This window comes from Desulfovibrio sp. SGI.230, from assembly GCF_050313065.1.
In the GTDB taxonomy this organism is placed as follows: domain Bacteria; phylum Desulfobacterota; class Desulfovibrionia; order Desulfovibrionales; family Desulfovibrionaceae; genus Desulfovibrio.
Genome location: NZ_JBNPKS010000005.1, coordinates 46,946 through 67,768, shown reverse-complemented (window position 1 = coordinate 67,768; position 20,823 = coordinate 46,946). Strand labels below are relative to the sequence as shown.

The 20,823-nt window shown below is 65.3% G+C and carries 16 protein-coding genes and 3 tRNA genes; 4 read left to right on the top strand and 15 right to left on the bottom strand.

The features are described from left to right. Nucleotides 1-2: 2 nt before the first annotated feature. From ACQRAG_RS06500 to ACQRAG_RS06485, 4 genes are all read right to left on the bottom strand, one after another. A complete protein-coding gene (locus ACQRAG_RS06500; protein ID WP_427803806.1) occupies nucleotides 3-464 on the bottom strand; it encodes a CesT family type III secretion system chaperone in 462 nt (153 codons plus the stop codon). Nucleotides 465-620: 156 nt separating this feature from the next. Next, a tRNA-Asp gene (locus tag ACQRAG_RS06495) sits at nucleotides 621-697 on the bottom strand. A 79-nt stretch (nucleotides 698-776) separates the two neighbouring features. Further along, nucleotides 777-853, bottom strand: a tRNA-Asp gene (locus ACQRAG_RS06490). A gap of 4 nt (nucleotides 854-857) precedes the next feature. After that, nucleotides 858-933 (bottom strand) — tRNA-Val (locus ACQRAG_RS06485). Nucleotides 934-1,140: 207 nt separating this feature from the next. Here ACQRAG_RS06485 and ACQRAG_RS06480 point away from each other — a divergent pair. Next, complete coding sequence (locus ACQRAG_RS06480) at nucleotides 1,141-2,475, top strand: polysaccharide deacetylase family protein (protein WP_427803805.1); 1,335 nt, start codon at nucleotides 1,141-1,143, stop codon at nucleotides 2,473-2,475. 214 nt (nucleotides 2,476-2,689) lie between these two features. On the opposite strand, the gene nspC is transcribed toward ACQRAG_RS06480, so the two are convergent. The 6 genes from nspC to ACQRAG_RS06450 form a co-directional block, all read right to left on the bottom strand. Next, complete coding sequence (gene nspC, locus ACQRAG_RS06475; protein WP_321031868.1) at nucleotides 2,690-3,919, bottom strand: carboxynorspermidine decarboxylase; 1,230 nt, start codon at nucleotides 3,917-3,919, stop codon at nucleotides 2,690-2,692. 153 nt (nucleotides 3,920-4,072) lie between these two features. Further along, on the bottom strand, nucleotides 4,073-5,275 hold the full coding sequence (locus ACQRAG_RS06470; protein WP_006007027.1) for a saccharopine dehydrogenase family protein: 1,203 nt from the start codon (nucleotides 5,273-5,275) through the stop codon (nucleotides 4,073-4,075). A 456-nt stretch (nucleotides 5,276-5,731) separates the two neighbouring features. Continuing rightward, nucleotides 5,732-6,064, bottom strand: coding sequence for a CGGC domain-containing protein (locus tag ACQRAG_RS06465; protein ID WP_427803804.1), 333 nt, complete (start codon nucleotides 6,062-6,064; stop codon nucleotides 5,732-5,734). A 19-nt stretch (nucleotides 6,065-6,083) separates the two neighbouring features. Beyond that, nucleotides 6,084-7,274, bottom strand: a complete 1,191-nt coding sequence (locus tag ACQRAG_RS06460) for an ATP-grasp domain-containing protein (RefSeq protein WP_427803803.1) — start codon at nucleotides 7,272-7,274, stop codon at nucleotides 6,084-6,086. Nucleotides 7,275-7,497: 223 nt separating this feature from the next. Continuing rightward, entirely contained in the window at nucleotides 7,498-8,817 is a 1,320-nt protein-coding gene (locus tag ACQRAG_RS06455) for a homoserine dehydrogenase (protein WP_168936313.1), read from the bottom strand. An 8-nt stretch (nucleotides 8,818-8,825) separates the two neighbouring features. Continuing rightward, nucleotides 8,826-10,007, bottom strand: coding sequence for an aminotransferase class I/II-fold pyridoxal phosphate-dependent enzyme (locus tag ACQRAG_RS06450; protein ID WP_168936314.1), 1,182 nt, complete (start codon nucleotides 10,005-10,007; stop codon nucleotides 8,826-8,828). Nucleotides 10,008-10,175: 168 nt separating this feature from the next. Between ACQRAG_RS06450 and mtnA the strand changes: the two genes are divergently transcribed. The 3 genes from mtnA (at nucleotide 10,176) to ACQRAG_RS06435 (ending at nucleotide 14,109) form a co-directional block, all read left to right on the top strand. Then, a complete protein-coding gene (gene mtnA, locus ACQRAG_RS06445; protein ID WP_427803802.1) occupies nucleotides 10,176-11,225 on the top strand; it encodes an S-methyl-5-thioribose-1-phosphate isomerase in 1,050 nt (349 codons plus the stop codon). A gap of 60 nt (nucleotides 11,226-11,285) precedes the next feature. Further along, a complete protein-coding gene (locus ACQRAG_RS06440) occupies nucleotides 11,286-13,193 on the top strand; it encodes a TIGR04326 family surface carbohydrate biosynthesis protein (protein ID WP_297139736.1) in 1,908 nt (635 codons plus the stop codon). Nucleotides 13,194-13,533: 340 nt separating this feature from the next. Then, nucleotides 13,534-14,109, top strand: coding sequence for a hypothetical protein (locus ACQRAG_RS06435; RefSeq protein WP_300706338.1), 576 nt, complete (start codon nucleotides 13,534-13,536; stop codon nucleotides 14,107-14,109). A gap of 535 nt (nucleotides 14,110-14,644) precedes the next feature. Here the strand turns inward: ACQRAG_RS06435 and amrA are convergent. The 5 genes from amrA to ACQRAG_RS06410 all read right to left on the bottom strand — a co-directional run bounded on the left by amrA (nucleotide 14,645) and on the right by ACQRAG_RS06410 (nucleotide 20,619). After that, nucleotides 14,645-15,211: an AmmeMemoRadiSam system protein A gene (gene amrA, locus ACQRAG_RS06430; RefSeq protein ID WP_204625835.1), complete on the bottom strand. Its 567-nt coding sequence runs from the start codon at nucleotides 15,209-15,211 to the stop codon at nucleotides 14,645-14,647. Nucleotides 15,212-15,821: 610 nt separating this feature from the next. Then, nucleotides 15,822-16,058, bottom strand: coding sequence for a dissimilatory sulfite reductase D family protein (locus ACQRAG_RS06425; RefSeq protein WP_006007064.1), 237 nt, complete (start codon nucleotides 16,056-16,058; stop codon nucleotides 15,822-15,824). Between the two features lie 60 nt (nucleotides 16,059-16,118). After that, nucleotides 16,119-17,264 carry a dissimilatory-type sulfite reductase subunit beta gene (dsrB, locus tag ACQRAG_RS06420; protein WP_168935315.1) on the bottom strand — a complete coding sequence of 382 codons (1,146 nt, stop codon included), beginning with the start codon at nucleotides 17,262-17,264 and terminating at the stop codon, nucleotides 16,119-16,121. 17 nt (nucleotides 17,265-17,281) lie between these two features. Beyond that, nucleotides 17,282-18,595: a dissimilatory-type sulfite reductase subunit alpha gene (dsrA, locus tag ACQRAG_RS06415; protein ID WP_204674657.1), complete on the bottom strand. Its 1,314-nt coding sequence runs from the start codon at nucleotides 18,593-18,595 to the stop codon at nucleotides 17,282-17,284. A 377-nt stretch (nucleotides 18,596-18,972) separates the two neighbouring features. Further along, nucleotides 18,973-20,619, bottom strand: a complete 1,647-nt coding sequence (locus ACQRAG_RS06410) for a sigma 54-interacting transcriptional regulator (protein ID WP_427803801.1) — start codon at nucleotides 20,617-20,619, stop codon at nucleotides 18,973-18,975. Nucleotides 20,620-20,823: the final 204 nt, after the last annotated feature.

Genomic DNA, 20,823 nt, shown 5'->3' with positions numbered 1-20,823 from the left:
GTTCAGATCTTCAGCATGCCGTCGTTCCAGCCCGCTTCCGCGGCGGCCTGGGGCGTGGGGGCCTGCTCCTGCAGTCGTGCGATGGAAGCTCGCAGCGCTTCCACCGTATCCACATGACGGCCGACCTGGCGGTCGAGGAGGCTCTCGTCCAGATGTTCCAGCGGCAGGCGGCGGGTATAGGTCACGGCGTCGAGCAGGGGCTCGATGCCCAGTACCCCGCCGTCCGTGCCCTTGAAAAAGCTGTCCAGTTCCAGCAGCAGGCCATAGAGCGCCAGCTTGTCGGCGTCGCTTTCCGGCAGGCCGCATACCCGGCTGTACAGGTACAGGGCGCCGTCGTTTTCGGCGCATTCAAGGGTGACTGTCACGTCATCGAAACGGAGCGTGCAAACGCCGTTCTCGGTCTCAAGGCCGTCCATGCCGATAGTGGCACCAAATTTTGCAATGATATGGGCAGTGGGATGCATAGGCCTCTCCTTTTTGTTACTGGTATAGCAAAAGGTAGACCAAGAGTCTTGCTCCTGTCCATGCATGATGGCCGGGACAGGAGCACGAGACGGGCAGCGCGGAGCGGCGGGAATAAAAAAAGCGCCCTGCATGTGCAGGGCGCCTTCGCGTGATTATGGCGGAGCGGAAGGGACTCGAACCCTCGGCCTCCGGCGTGACAGGCCGGCGTTATAACCGTCTTAACTACCGCTCCAAATATGGAGTCGGGAAAATATCCCGTATTGTTCTCAAAAAAAGCGCACCGTTTGCACAGTGCGCTTTTCTCGCAATTATGGCGGAGCGGAAGGGACTCGAACCCTCGGCCTCCGGCGTGACAGGCCGGCGTTATAACCGTCTTAACTACCGCTCCGTAGTGGTGGACAGTACAGGACTTGAACCTGTGACCCCCGCCGTGTGAAGGCGGTGCTCTACCAACTGAGCTAACTGTCCGTCGTTGTCCTCTCGAACAAGAGTGTTTGTACGGGAAACACCCCTCGGGGTCAAGAAAAAAATTGAAAAATTTGAAAAAAGTTTAATTTCATCTGTAATTATCTGGAATAAAAGGATAAAAAATTGATATTTGTTCCTGATAAATAGCCTTGCAGTCCTGGGGGGCCGGTGTTAGGTAGAAAAACACTTCAGTTCAGGGTGGAAAAGATGATGTTTTCCCGTTTCCGGCAGGGCCGCAGGTCCGTGACCGGCAAAGATCGTGATGCGCGTTTCCCGTCGCGCATGGGCATGGGGCTGCTGCTGGCGGCCCTGCTTTTGTTGCCGGGCTGTGCCCAGGCCGTCCCGGACAGCGGCACGCCGCTGCGCGTCTCCGCCACTGCCCGGAAGCTCTCCGGCCCTCTGGAGCCTGCCTCCCTCTCGGCGCTGGTAATGAATGATGCCAGTGTCCGCCAGTGCCGGGTCTACGATGGTGTGCGCATCATCGCGCAGCCCATGCAGGAGAACCTCTGCGCCCTGAGCTTCGATGACGGCCCTTCGGCCAATACGCCGCAGATTCTCGACATCCTGGCCGCGTACAACATCCCGGCCACGTTCTTCGTGCTGGGGCGGAACGCCGAGCGCCATCCCGACCTCGTGCAGCGCATCCATGACGAAGGTCACGAGATCGGCATCCATACCTATTCCCATCCCAATCTGCGCCATCTCAACCTGGCGGCCCAGAGCGAGCAGATCGGCAGGGTGCAGCGCTTTTTGCGCTCCCTGGGCATCGAGGCCCGCTTCCTGCGCCCGCCGTACGGTTCGTTCAATGACATCACCCTGAAAGCTGCCGAGCAGATGGACCTCAAGGTCGTGCTCTGGTCGCTGGACAGCGAGGATTGGCGGGGCGTGCGCGAGGATTACGCCGCTCTGGTCAACACGCGGGGCCAGCGTTACGTCAACAACGATCTGCGCGGCATCTTCCTTTTCCACGATACGGTGCACGGCACGCTGGAGAACCTGCCGCGCATCATCGCGCAGCTGCAGGCCGGGGGCTGTCAGCGTTTCGTGACGGTCAGCGATTTTCTGGACGGCAGCCTGGACCCCGAACCGCCTTTGCTCATGGCCCGGCGCACCCGGCAGCCTTTGCCTGACGGCCGCGAGCTCATGCCGCCGGAGAGTTTCCCCGATGTGCAGCTGGCCGGACAGGAAACGGGCCGCAGCGGCTTCGATGCCGCCCAGCGAGCCTCCTCCACGCGGGATACCAGCCTGATCTGGGCCGCGGGCAGCACGCCGGTGCCCATGGCGCGCAGCAGCAGCCCCCGCTGGGGCAAGGCCGCGGAACAGGCCCGCGAGCAGCAGGCCCGTCGCCTGGAGCGGCTGGAACAGGAACGGCAGGCCGCAACGGCCCGGACGCAGGCGCAGCCGGCAGGGCCCGTGCATGCCGTGCGCGGTACCGTGACGCCCCAGCGCGATTTCGGTACCAGTGCCGGTGAGGTCTATCCCGGCAGCCGTCCCGTGAGCTCCGTCGAGGATCTGGCCCCGGCCACGTCCGTACAGCAGTAAAAAAATATGAGGGGAGGGCCCGCGTCTCTGCAGTCCACGTAATGCTCCTTTGTCGCTGACGGGCACGGCCTGAGGCAGGGCCCCTTTCTCCCTATGTCCCCTTCCCGGTACGTTCCATTCAGGGAACAGCTGGCAGGGATGCAAGCAAACAGCCCCCGCATGATGTCATGCGGGGGCTGTTTGCGTTCAGGAAAAGGCCTGTGGCCTCGATGTTCTAGGACAGACGGGTCTTGAAGTCCTCGTAGCCGAAGCGGCGCACCAGACGGAAACGGGCCGTGGCGGCCGGGTCGGCGGCGTCGAGGGCGGCGGCCAGGCTGCCGATGGACGGCAAGCGCAGGCCGTTGAAGGTGGTGGTCTTGACCATGCTGTAGATGGCCATGTCGGTGAAGATCAGGCGGTCACCGGCCTTGAGGGGCGCGGCGAAGCTGTATTCGCCGATGACGTCCCCGGCCAGGCAGGACTTGCCCGCCAGGCGGCAGGTCCAGGCCTTTTCGCCGTTTTCGCCCGCCAGGCGCAGCTCGCCGTCTTCCGGGGCCAGCAGGTTGGGGCGGTAGGGCATCTCCAGCACGTCGGGCATGTGGCAGGATGCCGAGGTGTCCAGGATGGCGATGGGCATGTCGGCCTGCACCACGTCCAGCACCGTGGCCACCAGCCAGCCCGCATTGAGGGCCACGGCCTCGCCGGGCTCCAGATAGATCTGCGCGCCGTAGTTCTGCTGCATGCGCGTGATGCAGCGGCAGAGGCGGTCCAGATCATAGCCTTCGCGGGTGATGTGATGGCCGCCGCCGAAATTGATCCACTTGCACTGGGCCAGCTGCTTGCCGAAACGGGCCTCCACGGCATCCAGGGTGCGCTCCAGTGCGTCGGAGCCCTGTTCGCACAGGGTGTGGAAATGCAGGCCGGAGATGCCTTCCGGCAGCGTTTCGGGCAGCTGGTGCGGCCGGATGCCCAGACGGGAGCCCGGGGAGCAGGGATTGTAGATGGCCACGGCGCCTTCGGAATGTTCGGGATTTATGCGCAGGCCGCAGCTGATCTCGCGGCCGTTGTCCCGGCACCAGGCCCGGACCTTGGGGCCGAAGCGTTCCCACTGGGCCAGGGAGTTGAAGACCAGGTGATCCACCAGCGGCAGCAGCTCGTCCAGCTCTTCTTCCGTCCAGCCCGCGGCAAAGGCGTGCACTTCGCCGCCGAATTCTTCGCGGCCCAGGCGGGCCTCATCCACGGAGCTGGCGCAGGTGCCCCACAGGGGGCCGTGGCCTTTGGCGCGGGAGAGCAGGGAAAAGCTGTCCCAGGCGGCAAAGCCCTTGAGGGCCAGCAGGATCTTGGCGCCGGTGCGCTGCTGCACGCTGTCCAGGATGGCCGCATTGGCCGCCAGACGGGCTTCGTCCAGCACGAAGCAGGGCGAGGGGACGGTACGGGGATCCAGCAGGGGCAGGAGATGCTTCATGTTTTGGTCTTTTGCAGGGGTTGGGGTGAAGAAAGGGCTGCCGTCCGGGGCCTGGCCGCAGGGGCGGCGGGTCTGTTCCCGGGCCGGAGCGCAACGGGGGAAGGAGCCCGCGGGCCCCTTCCCCCTGAAACAGCGTTGCTGGCGCGAAAGGGACTAGTCCTTCACTTCCACGCACTGCCACGGCAGGCCGTAGGCGTTGAGGTCGGCCATGAAGGGGTCGGGGTCGAACTGTTCCATGTTCCACACACCGGGCTTGAGCCACTGGCCGGAGACCATCATCTTGGCACCGATCATGGCGGGCACGCCGGTGGTGTAGGAGATGGCCTGGGAGCCCACTTCGGCGTAGCAGGCTTCATGGTCGCAGATGTTGTAGATATAGACGGTCTTTTCCTTGCCGTCCTTGATGCCGCGCATGACGTTGCCGATGCAGGTCTTGCCCTTGGTCAGCGGGCCCAGGGAGGCGGGGTCGGGCAGCAGGGCGCGCAGGAACTGGATGGGCACGATGTCCTGGCCCTGGAAGCGCACGGGATCGATGCGGGTCATGCCCACATTGCCCAGCACCTTGAGGTGGTTCAGGTAGTTTTCCGAAAAGGTCATCCAGAAGCGGGCGCGCTTCAGGCCCTTGAGGTTCTGCACCAGGGATTCCAGTTCCTCGTGGTACATGAGGAAGCACTTCTTGGGGCCGATGCCGTCGGGGAAGTCGTAGGTCATGGACCAGGACAGGGGATCGGTCTCCACCCATTCGCCGCGTTCCCAGTAGCGGCCGCGGGCGGTCACTTCGCGGATGTTGATCTCGGGGTTGAAGTTGGTGGCGAAGGGCTGGCCGTGGTCACCGGCGTTGCAGTCGATGATGTCCAGCACATGCACTTCGTCCAGCTCGTGCTTCATGACCCAGGCCGAGAAGACGTTGGTGACGCCGGGGTCGAAACCGGAGCCCAGCAGGGCGGTGAGGCCGGCCTGCTTGAAGCGCTCCTGGTAGGCCCACTGCCATTTGTATTCGAACTTGGCGGTATCCAGGGGCTCGTAGTTGGCCGTATCCAGATAATGCACGCCGCATTCCAGGCAGGCGTCCATGATGTGCAGGTCCTGATAGGGCAGGGCGATGTTCAGCACGGTGTGGGGCTTCACCTGACGGATGAGGGCGCAGAGCTCGGGCACGTTGTCGGCATCCACCTGGGCGGTGGCGATGTCGACGCCCAGACGGGCTTTGACCGAGCGGGCGATCTCGTCACACCGGGAAAGCGTACGACTGGCAAGAGTGATCTTGCCGAAGGCCCCTTCTTTGGCCAACTGGGCGCACTTGTGCGCCACCACGCTTCCCACGCCACCGGCGCCGATGATCAGAATATCCGCCATGACTTCTCCTTTTGAATCCGTTTTGTCCGTGATTGATGATGAAATGCGGCCCGCCGGAACAGGCGGTCATCCCCTCCATAGCCCACAGCGGCGGGAAGGTAAAGGGCGGGGGGAGGGCCCGGCCGCGCCGCCTTGGCCTTCCCGATCCTTACGGGTCCGCCCGGGCTGGGGACATCCTTGCTGCGCATCGGGGAGCCGGGGACATGCCATGCCCAGCATGCCTGCTTTGTGTGACCGCCGGTCGTCATGAAGGTGACGGGCTGGCGACGGGACAGGAAGATGTGCTGCCCGTGCCTCCGGCGGACGGTAGCGTACCGTGCCGGGGCCATGGCCCATGACGGTCTCCCGTCAGGACGAGGCATGGCAGGAAGCCGCCCTGCATGGCCCGGGAGCGTACGCGCCGGAAAGGGGCAGTACGGGAGGGGATTCCCTCCCGCTCCTATCTCATGCGTATCCCTAGTGCGTGTGATCCAGCACGGGCACGCCGTCGCCCAGTTTTTTGCGGATGGCGGCGATCATGGTCTCGTGGTGCGGGCAGGGGAAGCTGATGGGGTTGCCCTTGCAGATGCAGGAGGCCAGGGCAACGGCTTCGGCGCCGCGATCCACCAGCATCCTGACGCGGGCCACGGCCCGCTTGCCGGGACAGCCGCCGCAGGAGACGAAGCCGATGACCTCGCAGGGGCCCAGTTCCTCGAAAGCGCCCTTGCCCTGGGCGGCAAAGGAAAAGTCCGTGGTGCCGGGGCAGATGTCCTCGGTCTGCATGCAGCGGATGATGCCGATCTTCTTCATGAGAGCCTCCTTGGTTTGCTTATCGGGCCTGGGGCGCCTCCTCATGGTCTTCGGGGATGACGTAGCCCAGCAGGTCGTCACGCACGATGGCGTCCAGTTCCGTCCGGTCATGGGCCGGGGTCTCGGTGAACAGGAAGCCGAAGTGGGAATAGCGGTCGTAGAAGCCGCGGCGCAGGTGCAGGACCTTGCGGAAGCGGGCGCAGAGGGCGTCGTAGTCGAAGCCGCGCACCGGCGGGCAGGCGGCGGGCTTGTTGAGCACGATGAGGGTGTAGAGCTTGTCCTCGCGGCCGGGCAGGATGCTGTCCCAGTCCGGGCGCCGGTCGTCCAGATAGCAGCCGTAGGTGGGGAAGCCCCAGGCGAAGAGGCTGATGTCCGTGCAGCACCAGCCCGCGAAGCGCAGCGGGTTGAACTCGATGGGCACCATATGGCCGTCGGCGTCGCGGCGCAGTTCCACATGGACGGGGTAATCGCGCAGGCCCAGGCGCTCGTTGATCTGGTCGAACCACGCTTCCAGCGGCCCGGACATGCGGCGGATGATGTCCGCGCTGGTGTAGTACAGGCGGTCGCTCACGTCTTCGGAAGAGGCGAAGTCGTGCTGGAGGATGTTGCAGATAACGGCCTCGCCGCGGCTGTTGAAATAGACGTCCACGGCATATTCCGTGCCCTGGATGAGGGATTCCAGCAGCCAGACCTGGTTGTCCAGCACGGCGGCGGGATATTCCTTGCGCCAGCGCACGGCGCCGGCCGCGATGTCGTCACGGGCGGCGCGCCACTGCTGGGCGTTCTCGATGCTGTAGACGCCCAGGCTGAAGAAGCCCACCGCAGGCTTGAGCACGCAGGGGCCGGGCAGGCTTTCGAAATGGGTCTCCATGACGTCCCGCAGGGGCAGCTCGCGGAAATGGAAATCGGGGAAGAGCGGGGCCAGACGCTGGCGGAACAGCAGCTTGTTCTTGAGCAGTTCGGTGGCGCGCACCAGCCCGGCATTGCCCGAACGGCTGTAGAGCCAGTCCAGGGCGTTTTCCGAATTGCTGTACAGGCGCTGCCCCTGGCAGCACAGACGGCCGAAGTCGCGGCTGGAGACAAGGTCGAGGTGCAGCCCGTAATCCAGCCCGGCCTGCCGGGCAGCGGGCGTATCCAGGACAGGTTCCTGCCGGTCGGCGGCAAAGGTGGCCAGCTCCGGCGAGACATACGGATCTTCCAGAATGATCATGGGGCCCCTCGTGCAGCATGGCTGCGTAAAAAGCGCAGGGCCGGGATGTTTCCTGACCCTGCGCGATGTGGTGGCTGGGGAAGCACCCGGAACCCCTCCCCGCGAGGACGGCTCCGGCAGTGGCGGGAAATGTCTCACGATGGCACGGGCTTTCCCGCGGAGCCGGGCACCATCATTTTAAGATCGTGTGCAGGGGGAGAGCCTCCCCCTGCGTTCGTTTTTGTTAATCCAGCACGCGGAAGTACACGGCAGGCTGGCGCAGCATGCCGGTGTCTAGGGTGCGCTGCAGGGCGGTGCTCATGGCTTCTTCGGTGGTCTCATGGGTCATGAAGACCAGCGGCACGCCCTTGCCTTCGTCGGTACGCTGGATGACCTGGGCCATGCTCACGCCCTGGTCGGCCATGCAGCCGGCCAGATCGCGCAGCACGCCGGGCTCGTCCTCGACCATGACGCGCACATAGTAGCGCGAACGCCATTCCGCGGGCGGCACGATGCTGGCGCGGGGCAGGTCGTCACAGGCGTAGCCGGTGTTGTGCGGGTTCTCGTCACGGGCCACGGCCATGAGGTCGGCCAGCACGGCACCGGCGGTGGGCAGGTCGCCCGCGCCGCGGCCGTGGAAGAAGAGCGAGCCGCAGGCATTGCCGCTGACGCGAACGGCGTTGTACACGCCGCCCACGCGGGCCAGCAGCACCGTATAGGGCACCAGGGCCGGGAACACGCCCGCCTCCAGCCGCACCTTGTCGTCGGGCTGGCCGGGCTCGCGGCGTTCGCGCACCTGGGCGATGAGCTTGATGCGGTAGCCGAACTCGCGGGCCAGGGCGATGTCCAGGCTGGACATGCCGCGGATGCCGCGCACGGGCATGGCCGTATAGGGATAATTGACCCCGTAGGCCAGGCGGATGAGCAGGGTCAGCTTGTGGGCCGCATCGTGACCGTCGATGTCCAGGGTGGGATCGGCTTCGGCATAGCCCAGCTGCTGGGCCTGTTTGAGGGCCACATCGAAGTCCAGACCGTTGGAGGTCATCTCGGACAGGATGTAGTTGCTGGTGCCGTTGAGGATGCCCATCAGGGACGAGATGCGGTTACCGGCCAGGCTGGTGCGCAGGGCCTCCACCACGGGGACGGCGCCGGCAACACTGGCCTCGTAGCGCAGGATGCGGCCCTTGCCGGCGGCCTTCTGGAACAGGGCGAGCCCTTCCTCGGCCAGCAGGGCCTTGTTGGCGGTGACGATGTGCTTGCCGGCGTCCAGGGCGCGGTCGATGATGGTGCGCGGGGCGTCGATGCCGCCCATGAGCTCCACCAGCACGTCGATCTCGGGATCGTTGATCAGCTCGTCAGGGTTGGTGGTCAGGTCGGCTCCGGGAGGCAGGGGCACGGTGCGCGCCTTCTGGGCATTGCGCACCAGCACCTTCTTGACCTGGATGTCCCGGCCCGTACGCTGACGGATGATGCCGGCGTTCTCTTCCAGCAGGCGGGCAAGACCGCCGCCCACGGTGCCGAACCCGGCCAGACCCACTACCAGAGGCTTGTTGCTGTCGGCCATAGTGTCCCCTAATCGCTGGAGCCGCCGAGCAGGCGGCGGATGTTGCGCACGGCCTGACGGGTGCGGTGATCGTTCTCGATGAGGGCGAAGCGCACGTACTCGTCACCGTAGGCGCCAAAGCCCAGGCCCGGAGAGACGGCCACCTGCGCTTCGGTGAGCAGCAGCTTGGAGAATTCCACGGAACCCATCTTGCGGAACTCTTCGGGGATGCGGGCCCAGACGAACATGGTCGCCTTGGGCGCGGGCACTTCCCAGCCGATGCGGTTGAGGCCGTCGATGAGCCAGTCACGGCGCTGGCGGTAGATGTCGCAGATCTTGGTGACTTCTTCGTCGCCGCTGCGCATGCCCACGGTGGCCGCGATCTGGATGGGCTGGAAGATGCCGTAGTCCAGGTAGCTCTTGATGCGGCTCAGGGCGTGGATGAGCTTGGGGTTGCCCAGGCAGAAGCCCACGCGCCAGCCGGGCATGGAGTAGCTCTTGGACATGGTGTAGAATTCCACGCCCACGTCCTTGGCGCCCTTGGCCTGCAGGAAGCTGGGGGCCTTGTAGCCGTCGAAGACCAGGTCGGCATAGGCCAGGTCATGGATGACCCAGATGTTGTTCTCCTTGGCGAATTCCACGACCTTTTCAAAGAAGGCCAGGTCGGTCACTTCCGTGGTGGGGTTGTGGGGATAGCACAGGAAAAGCAGCTTGGGACGGGGCCAGGCCTGCTTGGTGGCGGCGGTCAGGTCCTCGAAAAAGTCACGGCCGGGCCCGATGGGCACGCTGCGCACGTCGGCGCCGGCGATGATGGGCGCATACTTGTGGATGGGATAGGTGGGGTCGGGAGCCAGCACCACGTCGCCGGGCGAGAGCATGGCCAGCGAAAGGTGGGCGAGACCTTCCTTGGAGCCCATGGTCACGATGGCTTCGGTGTTGGGATCGAGGTCCACATCATAGAGGCGCTTGTAGCGTTCGCACACGGCGTCGCGCAGATGGGGGATGCCGCGGGAGAGCGAATAGCGATGGTTCACCGGCTTCTGTGCGGCTTCCACCAGCTTGTCCACGATGTGCGGCGGGGTGGGAATGTCGGGATTTCCCATGCTGAAGTCAACGATATCAATATTCTGGCGACGCAGCTTCATTTTAAGGTCGCCTACCACCGCGAAAACGTAGGGGGGCAGGCGCTGGATGCGCGAGAACTCTTCCATGGGGACGCTTCTCCTGCTGAAGTTCAAAAACTTCAGCCAGATTAGCCAGTGCGTTCGGCATTTGTAAAGCACTTTGCCAAGATAAGGGCTTTGCGCTACCGTGGTCGGTATTGGACAGGCTACGCCATCTCACGGACCCTTTATCGCCCTTCAACCATCGAGGACCGCATGGAACACCATATCCGTTTCGACGCTGACGCCATGACCCTGTATCTGCTGGACCAGCGCGCCCTGCCCGGGCGCGAGGACTACCTGCCCATCCGCACCCTGGACGAGACTATCCGGGCCCTGCAGGTGATGGTGGTGCGCGGCGCTCCGGCCATCGGCGTCACGGCCGGTTTCGGCTGCGTGCTGGCCCTTGAGGAACTGCGCCGCAGCCTGCCTGCCGGTGCCGACTGGCGCACGGCCTATGACCAGGCCCTGGTGCGTCTGGAGGCGGCCCGGCCCACGGCCGTGAACCTGCGCTGGGGCGTGGAGCGCATGCGGGCCCTGTGGCGGGCCCATGCCGGTCTGGAGATGGAGGCCCTCATCCCCGTCCTGCTGGCCGAGGCCAAGACCATGCGCCGCGAGGACGTGGAGATCTGCCGCGAGATCGGCCGCCACGGGGCGTCCTGCATCAACGACGGCGATACCGTGCTCACCCACTGCAATGCCGGGGCCCTGGCCACGGCCGGTTACGGCACGGCCCTGGGCGTCATCCGCGGCGCCCTGGAAGCGGGCAAGAAGGTGCGGGTCATCGCCGACGAGACGCGCCCCTTCCTGCAGGGTGCGCGCCTGACCGCCTGGGAACTGCAGCAGGACGGCATCGACGTGCGCGTGGCCTGCGACAATGCCTGCGCCCTGCTGATGCAGAAGGGCCTGGTGCAGTGCGTGGTGGTGGGGGCCGACCGCATCGCGGCCAACGGCGACGCCGCCAACAAAATCGGCACTTTCGGCGTGGCCCTGCTGGCCAAGCATTTCGGCATCCCCTTCTATGTGGCGGCGCCCCTGTCCACCATCGACCCGCGCACGCCCGACGGCGCGCACATCCCCATCGAGGAGCGCCCCGACCGGGAAGTGACCCATGTGGGCGAGACCCGCATCGTCCCCGAAGGGGTGCCGGTCTTCAATTTTGCCTTCGACGTGACGCCCGCTGACTGCATCACGGGCATCATCACGGAAAAGGGCGTCCTGCGCGCGCCCTACGGCCCGGCCATCGCCGCGGCCCTCAAAGCCTGAGCCTGCACGGACGGCACCATGCCGTCCGTTTTTTCTTCCCCTGTCCGGAAAGGAGCGCCCATGAAAGAACTTACCTTGCTGGCCGACAGCAGAGCGCCGCTGGCCTTCCATCTGGAGACGTCCGCCGCCGTGGCCCACTGGAACCTGCGGGACGTGCCCGGCGACCACATCTCGCTGCCTGCCCTGTGCGATGCCCGGCTGACGGAGATCCGGCGCGAGCACGCCGCATGGGCCTGCCGGACGGGCCTCAGGCCCGTGGAGGGGGCGCTGCTGCACGAGCATTTCCAGGCCGGGGAAAAGCTGTCCATGTGGTGGTGTTCGCTGCTCTACGAGCGCCATCCCAAGATGACGCCCCTGCTTTACGAGATCTACAAGCTGCGTACCCTGGAGCATCTGCTGGACGAGGGCGGCTTCACGGCCCTGCGTCTGGTGGGCGGCGACGACCGGCTGTGCGAGACCCTGCTGGCGCTCTGCCAGGCCACGGGGCGGCAGTTCGCGGACTATCACGATCCCAAGTGCCGTGACGGACGCTACCGCAGCCGGCTGCGCCGCATCTATGAGGCTTGCCCCTCCCTGCTGCGCGCGGCCGGGCGCTTCCTCCACTGGTGGTTCCGGGTGCGCCTGCCCCTCCGGCCCAGGGGCGGGGCCCTGCCCACCCTGCCGCCCGCGCATGTGACCACGGGCACCATCGCCACCTATTTCCCCAATGTGGACATGGAAGCCGCGGCAGCGGGCCGCTTCCGCTCCCGTTACTGGGAGGGCCTGCACGACGCCCTGTGCGCGGCGGCGGCCAGGACGCCCGTGCGCTGGCTGTTCATCCGCTTCCCGTCGCCGCAGATGGATCTGGCCGGCTGCATCAGGATGCGGGATCGTCTGCGGGCCGCACGGCAGGACGGCGTGAGCTTCCACTATCTGGAGGAATTCCTCACGACCGCCGACCTGCGGGCCGCCTGGAAGCGCTATCTGCGTCTGGCCTGGACCAGCCGCCGTCTGGAGGCCTCCATGCGCGAGCTTTGCCGTTTCGAGGGCTCCCGCCTGAACTTTTGGGCCTATATGGCCGAGGACTGGGCCGAGACCTTCCGGGGCTGGCGCTGTCTGGAGCGCTGCCTGCAACAGCGCGGCATCGACAATTACGTGAAGGCCGCCGGGCCCCAGCGCTGGTTCACCTTCCCGCTGGAGAACTGCCCTTGGGAACGCATGCTGACCCATGCCGCCCACACCACGCCCGGCGCGGGCGGGCCCGTGTACGGGGCGCAGCATTCCACCATCCGGCCCACGGACTTCCGCTATTTCGACGATCCGGTCACCTTCACGGACAGCGCCTGCGCGCCCTTCCAGCCCGACCGCATCTGCGCCAACGGGCAGGGGGCCCTGCGGCAGTGGCAGGCCGCCGGTGTGCCGCAGGAGCGTCTGGAGCTGGTGGAGGCCCTGCGCTACATGTATCTCGTCGATGCCCGCAAGTCCGCCGTGCCGCCGCAGGAAGGGCAGACGCACCACCGCCTGCTGGTGGTGACCGGCTTTTTTGCCGACGAGACCGCCGACCATGTGCGTCTGCTGGCCCGGGCCGTGCACGCGGGCCTGCTGGACGGCTGGGAGATCGTGGTCAAGCCGCATCCCTATCTTTCCGTGGAGGCCGACCTGCGTCACGAGCTGGGGGCCCAGGCCGGGCGCCTGCGTTTTGCCGACGGCCCCATCGCCACCCATCTGGTGCCCGGTACCGTGGTCTGGTCGTCCGCTTCCACCACCGTGGTCTTGGAAGCGGCCCTCAAAAAGTTGCCCGTCATGGTCATGCTGCCCTCGGACGGCTTCGACCTGTGCCCCTTGCAGGACGTCCCCGGCCTGCTGCGTACCGGCAGCCTGGACGATGTGAAGCGGGCCCTGGCCCAGGCCGCGCCGCCCGCCCTGCCGGACGACTATCTGGAATTGCAGCCCGAGCTGCCCCGCTGGCGGGCCTTGCTGGAATTGTAACGAAGGCGGACGGGCCTTGGTCCCACGGGTTTCCCGGGCGCTGTCCGCGCCGTGGAGGCCGCCCGGTTCCTGATGGAGGCGCAGGGCGGCTTTTTCTTTCCGGGGCCTGCCATACGGCCCGATCGTTTCCCGAAGGCCCGGCAGGGAGAGATGGGGCTTCCTGTGACCGGGAGCATGGCACGCGGACGGACGGCTCCGGAGCGTGCGGGATGCCTGCGTCCCTCGCAGCCATCCCGCGGGGCTTGAAAAAACAGGCTCCGCTGGGTAGCGTCAAAAGAGCGGCTGCCCCGGGAAAGGGCGTCGCAGAGCAGGCCCCGCAGGGGGCGTGCGGGAGGATGTCATGGTGTTCAGCGAACGGGTCAGGAATTACGGCTCGCGCGGCAAGGGCGTGAGCGCACGTGACAACCATATCATCAAGGGCATGAAGGCCCTGCACCTGCTGGCGGCCCTGGCCTGGGCGGGCGGCGCCTTTTCCATGCAGGCCCTCGGTTTCCTCAAACTGGGCATGGACGATCCGGCGACCGTGAAGCTGGTGGAATACTGCCGCTATATCGTGGATTCCTGGGTGGTCATGCCCGGGCTCATCGGCTGTGTGCTCACCGGCCTGTTCTATTCCATCTTCACCTCGCTGGGCTTTTTCAAATTCGCCTGGGTCACCTTCAAGTGGATCATCAGTTTCTGCGCCGGTTTCTGGGGCACCTTCTTCTGGCTGCCCGTGGGTGACCGCTGCATCGAATGGCTCACGCCCATGGGGCTGGACTGGCCCTTGCGCTTCGTGCGCTCCTGTATCCTGCCGGAAGAACTGTGGGCCAGCCTGGTCCAGGTAGCCATCATCTTCGCCATGGCCCTGATCTCCATCTATCGCCCGCTGACCTGGAAGATGTACGGCGATCCCATCGTGCCGCCCACGTCGTAGAAGAAAGATCCTCGAAGGAGCCCCCCTTGCCCGGCGCAAGAAAGGGGGCTTTCCCTTCCGGCCTCCATCTTTCCCCAGTCGCTCCGGCAGGCTGGAAACGAGGGGACGGGAAACAGCCGATAAAAGAACAAGGGACGCTCCCGTACAGGGAGCGTCCCTTTTGTTGTGGACTTTCGTCCGGGGCTCCGGACGGCGGACTGCAAGCCTTCCCGTATGGCGGCTGGGATGTTTCAGGCGGCGTTTCGTCTGTGGGGCCGATAGCCCGGGGAAACGAATAGAGGCGCGCGGGCTTCGAGAAGGCCGCAGCCGTGGGGCATCCGCTGTCGGACACGGCGGCAGGATGCCGCCCCCGGCGTGAAGAAAATCAAGAGGGCAGTCCCTCCGGTCCTTTGTGGAGACACTTTTCTGGAGAAAGCGCGCGAGGGGTGGGCCTCTTCGCGCTGGCGTGAGCGGGCCATTTTCTCCTCCGCCTGTTGCCGCGAGGGGCACGGACAGCGCGGCAGGCAGGGATACTTCCTCCTCAGGGCTCTTTGGTTCAGGCCTCGAAGACCAGGCTTTCGAACCAGAAGAGCAGGGCCTGCGGATCACGCCAGCTGCCTGCGGGCAGACCGGCCTTGCGGCAGAGATGTTCCAGATATTGCCCCAGATCCCAGCCCTGTTCCACGGGCACCTGCGGCAGGAAGACGCCCTGGCGCATGCCCAGGCGCAGCAGCAGGCCGTGACGGCCGATGACGATCCGCGCCGGGTCCGGGCAGGGGCTCAGGGGGCCCAGCACGGAGATGTGCAGGTGGCAGTGCGGCCATTCCTCCGCATCCAGGGCAGGGAAGCGGGGATCCTCGAAGGCGGCGGCACGGGCCATGCGCCAGACGTTCTGCCAGAGCGGCTCCCGGCCCACCATGTTGCCGATGCAGCCCCGCAGGTCGCCGTCCTTGTTCAGGGTCACGAAGGAGCCCAGGGACTGGGCCAGCGTCCCTCCGGCCAGCGCGGACGGCAGGGGCGGCGGGACGTCCTCCCGGCCCTCAAGGGCCGTGGTGATGCTTTCCCGGGCCAGCCGGGAGAGCCATTGCCGTTCTTCGTCATTGAGGGAAAAGCTGACGCCCATGACAGACCTCCGTAACGGGCGCGCAGGAAGTGCGCGATCCCGAAGGGCTCGCGGCCGCCTGATGCCCGCACGGAAAGCTGTGAGGGGCGGCAGGTCGCGGCATATGGCCGCAGTGTAGGCGGGGCGGGCGGAGGATTCAAGCCGGCGGGATGTGATGCGGGCGCAGGAGGGGCGGCATGGGGAGGAGGGACCGCTCAGCCCGGTACAGGGAACGTTCTCCCTGCGCGCGTACGGGGGCCGCTCAGCCCGGTGACCGGCAAGTACAAAAGCGCTGCCCGGGCGCAGGCAGGAGGCGGAGGGACTGGCGCAGGCCCTTGCCCATCCCTGCCGCCGCCGGAAAGCGGGACGGGAAACACCGGGGGCGCTGTCGCCGCAGACCGCCGGGGACGATACGCGGGGCAGGGCCCCTTGCCTTCGCCGGACAGGCGTTGCATCCGTGCGGAAAACGGAAATGCCGCGATGGCTCGCGGCATTTCTGTGGGGTAAGGCAGAGCACATGCTCCTGAACGGTATTTGGCGGCATACCGTATGATATTTGCGTCCGTTGCGGTCCCGACTGCGTGGGGACGGACTGTTGCCGGTGCGGGAGGCACGACCGCCCGGCAGTCGCTTAATCTTCGCCCTCGGTGTGGGCCTGCTTTCCGGCCCCCTTGAGGCCGTACATGGTGGTGGAACCGGAAGACCAGAATTCCAGCACTTCCTCATTCACCAGCTTGGTGAGGATCTTCTTCACTTCGCGGGGGCCCTTGTCGGGGAACAGCTCCGTGAAGTCCTTGAAGTAGAATTTGGACTTGGAAGCGGACTTGCCCTTCAGGAATTCGACGATGATGTCTTTTTCGTCAGCCATGTTTTTTCTCCTGGCCCCGGCGACACTGCGGCGCGCCGCCGGGGCGTTTTCAAGACCGGCCTAGAACTTGAACTGGGTGCTCTGGCGCCAGGTGTAGTACGCCGGGTCGCGGAAGTCGTCGATCAGGTGGTGGGTGAACTTCAGGCCGGTCAGCTTGAAGAAGCTTTCCCAGCCGATGCGTTCGGCCCAGTCGCCCAGACGTTCGTACTTGTTGGCGTTGGCGGCATAGACTTCGACGATGTGCTTCACCGTCTTGGTCAGGGTGGGCCAGCGCGGCGGCTCGTTGGGGATGTAGCCCACGACCACCTTGGAGAACTTGGGCATGCTGATGCGGTTGGAGACCTTGCCGCCCACCATGATGGCGATGCCGTCGCCTTCGTGGTCGGCGATGGGCAGGGCGGGGCACATGGTGTAGCAGTTGCCGCAGTACATGCAGCGGTCCTGCTTGATGGCGATGGAGTTCACCTTCTGACCGTTGTGTTCCACCTTGGTGGGACGGACGGCAGCGGTGGGACAGGCGGCCACGGCCAGCGGGATCTCGCACAGCTGGTCGGCCCATTCGTGGTCGATCATGGGCGGTTTGCGGTGGATGCCCACCAGGCCGATGTCGGAGCAGTGCACGGCGCCGCACATGTTGATGCAGCAGGCCAGGGAGATGCGCACGGGCGCGGGCAGGCGCATGTTCTTGAAGTCCTCGAACATGGCGTCCATGACGCATTTCACGGGGCCGGAAGCGTCGGTGGCGGGGGTGTGGCAGTGCACCCAGCCCTGGGTGTGCACCATGTTGCTGACACCGGCACCGGTGCCGCCCACGGGGAACTTGAAGGAGCCGCCGTCGAACTTGCGGCTGTTGAGCTCGTCGCGCAGGGCCTTCATGGTGTCTTCGTCTTCCACCATGAACTCGATGTTGCTGCGGGTGGTCCAGCGCAGGTAGCCGCCGCAGTACTTGTCGGCGATGTCGCACAGCTCGCGGATGTGGGTGATGGACATGGTGCGGGTGCCGCCCACGCGGACGGTGTACACCTTGTCGCCGCCCTCGGCCACGTGCATCAGCACGCCGGGCTCGAGGATCTCGTGGTACAGCCACTTGCCGAAATTCTTTTTGATGACCGGCGGGAAGAACTCATCGTACTTGCGGGGACCGATATCGGTGATGCGCCCTTCCATGGGCTTGGCCGGATTGTAGCCGGAAGAAATAAAAGCCATGGTCTTTCTCCCTTACACTAGCGTTGATGGCGTTTGCGGAATTCGGCCAGGTCGCGGTTCCAGCCGCCGGGCACTTCCTCTTCCTTGAAGAAGATGTACGGGTTGGAGCGGGGAGCCGTGACGTGGTACGGAGCGGCCTCGGTGTCGGTGACTTCGAGCAGCTTCTGGAAGGAAAGACGCTTCATGGTCTCGCCCACGCGTTCGCGGTTCTTGCCTTCTTCCATCCACCAGTCCCAGATCTTTTCGATGACTTCCTTGATCTCGGTATACGGCGCTTCACAGGAGATGAAGGGCACCAGCAGCGAACCCATCTGGGCGCCGTCCACCACGGGGGCCTTGGCGCCCACCAGGATGCTGGCGCCGCGTTCGTCACCGATGTGCAGGGCGCGGGGCATGGTGTTGATGCAGTGCATGCAGCGCACGCAGTCGGCGGTCTTGATGGACAGCTTGCTGCCGTCCCAGCTCATGCACTTGGAGGGGCAGCGGTCCACCACTTCGGCCTGGATGTCGAACTTGCCCCAGTCACGACCGGCGTGAGCACCGGCGTTGGGCTTGAATTCGCCGCCCACGTAGGCTTTCACGGCATCCTGGTCGATCTTGATGTCGTCCTTCCAGGTACCCACCACAGCGAAGTCGGAACGGGCCATGGCGCACACGCAGCCGTTGGGGCAGCCGTCGAACTTGAACTTGAACTTGTAGGGGAAGGCGGGACGGTGCAGTTCGTCCTGGTAGTCCTGGGTCAGCTGGTAGCACATGTCCTGGGTGTTGTAGCAGGCATATTCGCAGCGGGACTGGCCGAGACAGGCTTCTGGGGTGCGCAGGTTGGAGCCGGAACCGCCGAGGTCGTTGTGCAGCTTGTGGGTCAGATCGTGGAAGATCTCTTCCAGCTGCGGGGTCTGGGTGCCCAGGAGCACGATGTCACCGGTGGAACCGTGCATGTTGGTGATGCCGGAACCGCGCAGGTCCCAGATGTCGCACAGGTCGCGCAGGAATTTGGTGTTGTAGTACTTGGCAGCGGGCTGGGCCACACGCATGGTGTGGAAGTGGGCCACGCCGGGGAACTTTTCGGGCTGGTCGCAGTAACGGCCGATGACGCCGCCGCCGTAACCGAACACGCCCACGATGCCGCCGTGCTTCCAGTGGGTCTCCTTTTCTTCGTAGGAAAGTTCCAGGACGCCCAGCAGGTCTTCGGGGGCATCAGCGGGGATCTGATAGTCGAGTCCTTTGGGATTGGCCGCACGGGCGGCGGCTTCCTGTTTGATGTCGGACACAAAGCTCGGCCAGGGGCCGCTTTCGAGCTGGTCCAGCAGGGGAGTCGCATGTTTCGGCATTGCCATACCTCCATGAGTGCATATTTCAACGAAAAATCGTTGAATATTTTACCAAATGCTGAAAAATGGCGCATCCTCGGGGGTAAAGATGGCCTTTTCAGCCACGGCATGGCTTCTTGGTAACAAAAAATCGTTGCACTTGGCAATAGAAAAAGAGGAATTTTCGTTTTTAGACAGTAAAATTTATGTTCGTGGTGTTATTTTAACGAAAAATCGTTGAGAAGGGGAGGGGGAAAGGGCGCGGGGCTCCGGCACGGTCAGGACCGTGCGAAGATGCGCCGCCATCCTGCGGTGTTGGAGTGGGGCATGGCAGGACGTGCGGCCGTGAGGGCTGGCGCGGGCCGGGCTCCCCGGCGCGGCGTGCCTTCCGGCCCGGATCAGGCGTCCTGCTTGCGGAGGCCGAACTTCTTGATGCGGGAGCAGAGCGTGGTGGGGCTGATGCCCAGCAGGGCCGCGGCCCCGTCCTCACCATAGATCTTGCCGTGGCACCGTTGCAGGGCATTGGCGATATTGGTCCGCTCCAGGGCCTGCATCTCCGCCTCGGTAAAGACGATGGTGTTGTCGTCGGCAGGCAGGACGGGCCGGGGCGCGGCAGAGGGAGGGGACGGCGGCAGGGCCTCCAGGTGCAGGAGACCGTCCGTGCTGCCTGCGGCCGCGCGCAGGAGGCATTCCTGCAGTTCGCGGACATTGCCGGGCCAGGCATAGGCCTGCAGGCGTCCCGGAGCGTCGTCGGCAAAGGCCAGTTCCGGCCGCTGCAGGTGGGCCCGGTCATGTTCCAGAAAGGCCTGGGCCAGCGGCAGGATGTCTTCCGGGCGCTCACGCAGGGGAGCGATGCGGATGGGGAAGGCATTGAGGCGGTAATAGAGCTCTTCGCGGAAAAGCCCCGCGCGCACCAGCTCGTAGAGGTCGCGGCTGGTGGCGGCCACAAGGCGCACGCTGAGCCGGTGTCCGCTGTCCTCGCCGCCGCGGTGGAACTCCTTGTCCTGCAGGACGCGCAGGAGCCTGGCCTGCAGAGGCAGGGGGAGCTCGTCCACGGTATCCAGGAAGAGCGTCCCGCCCGAGGCGGCCTCCAGAAAGCCCATGCGGGCCGCATGGCCGAAGAACTCGTCTTCGAAGCTGTCGGGCGCGATGGCGGCACAGTTGACCCGCACCAGCGGCCCGCCGGCCACGAAACTTTGCCGGTGCAGCTCGGCGGCCACGGCTTCCTTGCCGCTGCCGGCTTCGCCGGTGATGAGGACGGGCACGTCCGTACAAGCCACCTGCCGGATCTTTTCCTTCAGCGTGCGCATGCAGGGGCTGTCCCCTGTCAGCGCCAGGGCGGCCGGGGGAAGGGCATCGTTCTTCAGGTAGGCGTTCTCGATCTCCAGCTGCCGCTTCAGGCGGGTCAGCTCTTCAAAGGCCTGGGCATTGGCGATGGAGACCGCCAGATAGTCCGCGATCATGCGCAGGCGGTCCATGGCCTGGGCATCCTGCACTTCGCGGCTGAAGACCGCGAAGACCCCCAGCACGCGGCCGCGGTGCACCAGCGGCTGGCCCAGGAAGGTGCGGATGCCTTCCCGGCGTATCCAGTCGGGCGAGGTCACCCAGTCCATATCCGGGCGGACGGCATCCACATGATAGGCGGTGCCTGACTGGGCGATGAGCCCCACCTTGCCCAGCCCCAGGGAAAAACGGCTGTGCTCGCCATCCAGAGCGGTCCAGGCATGCCCGTCCACGCGGGAACGCCCGGTGCTGGCCGCCAGCCGCAGGCACTGGCGATGGTCGCGGCAATCGTAGAAATGGCGGCAGCTGGCGCAGAGGCTCGGCTCGGTCTGTTCCAGCAGCCAGATGCGGCACAGGGCCACGTCCTGCCGGGCGGCGAAGGTCTCCGCCACCAGACGGAAGATCTGGTCCAGCGACTGGCAGCGGGCCATCTCCAGAAGCAGGGCCCGGGTCTGCCCCATGTCCTGTTCGGGGGCCGGGGGTCCGGCAGGCAGGTCCGCTGTGGCTCCGGTGCGGGGAAAAGCTGGATGGTGGTCGTGCATGGTCTCTCCGTCTGATGGCTGCTGTATCCAGAGCTGATGGGAGCGGTAAGGCGCTCTCGTGCTCTTTGCGCCCGGCCAAATAGTGGTGGGCAGGCTCTTTTGGGCATGTCGCAGCCCCAGACTACTGGTGACGGCAGGCTTTTTCAACGAAAAATAGTTGGAGCGGCGACGATACCGTCCCGTGGTCGTGGGGGCGCTCCTTCA

What these genes read in the sequence shown, in the direction of transcription:
- ACQRAG_RS06500 (WP_427803806.1), bottom strand. Translation starts at nt 464, where the DNA reads ATGCATCCCACTGCCCATATCATTGCAAAATTTGGTGCCACTATCGGC.
- ACQRAG_RS06480 (WP_427803805.1), top strand. Translation starts at nt 1,141, where the DNA reads ATGATGTTTTCCCGTTTCCGGCAGGGCCGCAGGTCCGTGACCGGCAAA.
- nspC (WP_321031868.1), bottom strand. Translation starts at nt 3,919, where the DNA reads ATGAAGCATCTCCTGCCCCTGCTGGATCCCCGTACCGTCCCCTCGCCC.
- ACQRAG_RS06470 (WP_006007027.1), bottom strand. Translation starts at nt 5,275, where the DNA reads ATGGCGGATATTCTGATCATCGGCGCCGGTGGCGTGGGAAGCGTGGTG.
- ACQRAG_RS06465 (WP_427803804.1), bottom strand. Translation starts at nt 6,064, where the DNA reads ATGAAGAAGATCGGCATCATCCGCTGCATGCAGACCGAGGACATCTGC.
- ACQRAG_RS06460 (WP_427803803.1), bottom strand. Translation starts at nt 7,274, where the DNA reads ATGATCATTCTGGAAGATCCGTATGTCTCGCCGGAGCTGGCCACCTTT.
- ACQRAG_RS06455 (WP_168936313.1), bottom strand. Translation starts at nt 8,817, where the DNA reads ATGGCCGACAGCAACAAGCCTCTGGTAGTGGGTCTGGCCGGGTTCGGC.
- ACQRAG_RS06450 (WP_168936314.1), bottom strand. Translation starts at nt 10,007, where the DNA reads ATGGAAGAGTTCTCGCGCATCCAGCGCCTGCCCCCCTACGTTTTCGCG.
- mtnA (WP_427803802.1), top strand. Translation starts at nt 10,176, where the DNA reads ATGGAACACCATATCCGTTTCGACGCTGACGCCATGACCCTGTATCTG.
- ACQRAG_RS06440 (WP_297139736.1), top strand. Translation starts at nt 11,286, where the DNA reads ATGAAAGAACTTACCTTGCTGGCCGACAGCAGAGCGCCGCTGGCCTTC.
- ACQRAG_RS06435 (WP_300706338.1), top strand. Translation starts at nt 13,534, where the DNA reads ATGGTGTTCAGCGAACGGGTCAGGAATTACGGCTCGCGCGGCAAGGGC.
- amrA (WP_204625835.1), bottom strand. Translation starts at nt 15,211, where the DNA reads ATGGGCGTCAGCTTTTCCCTCAATGACGAAGAACGGCAATGGCTCTCC.
- ACQRAG_RS06425 (WP_006007064.1), bottom strand. Translation starts at nt 16,058, where the DNA reads ATGGCTGACGAAAAAGACATCATCGTCGAATTCCTGAAGGGCAAGTCC.
- dsrB (WP_168935315.1), bottom strand. Translation starts at nt 17,264, where the DNA reads ATGGCTTTTATTTCTTCCGGCTACAATCCGGCCAAGCCCATGGAAGGG.
- dsrA (WP_204674657.1), bottom strand. Translation starts at nt 18,595, where the DNA reads ATGCCGAAACATGCGACTCCCCTGCTGGACCAGCTCGAAAGCGGCCCC.
- ACQRAG_RS06410 (WP_427803801.1), bottom strand. Translation starts at nt 20,619, where the DNA reads ATGCACGACCACCATCCAGCTTTTCCCCGCACCGGAGCCACAGCGGAC.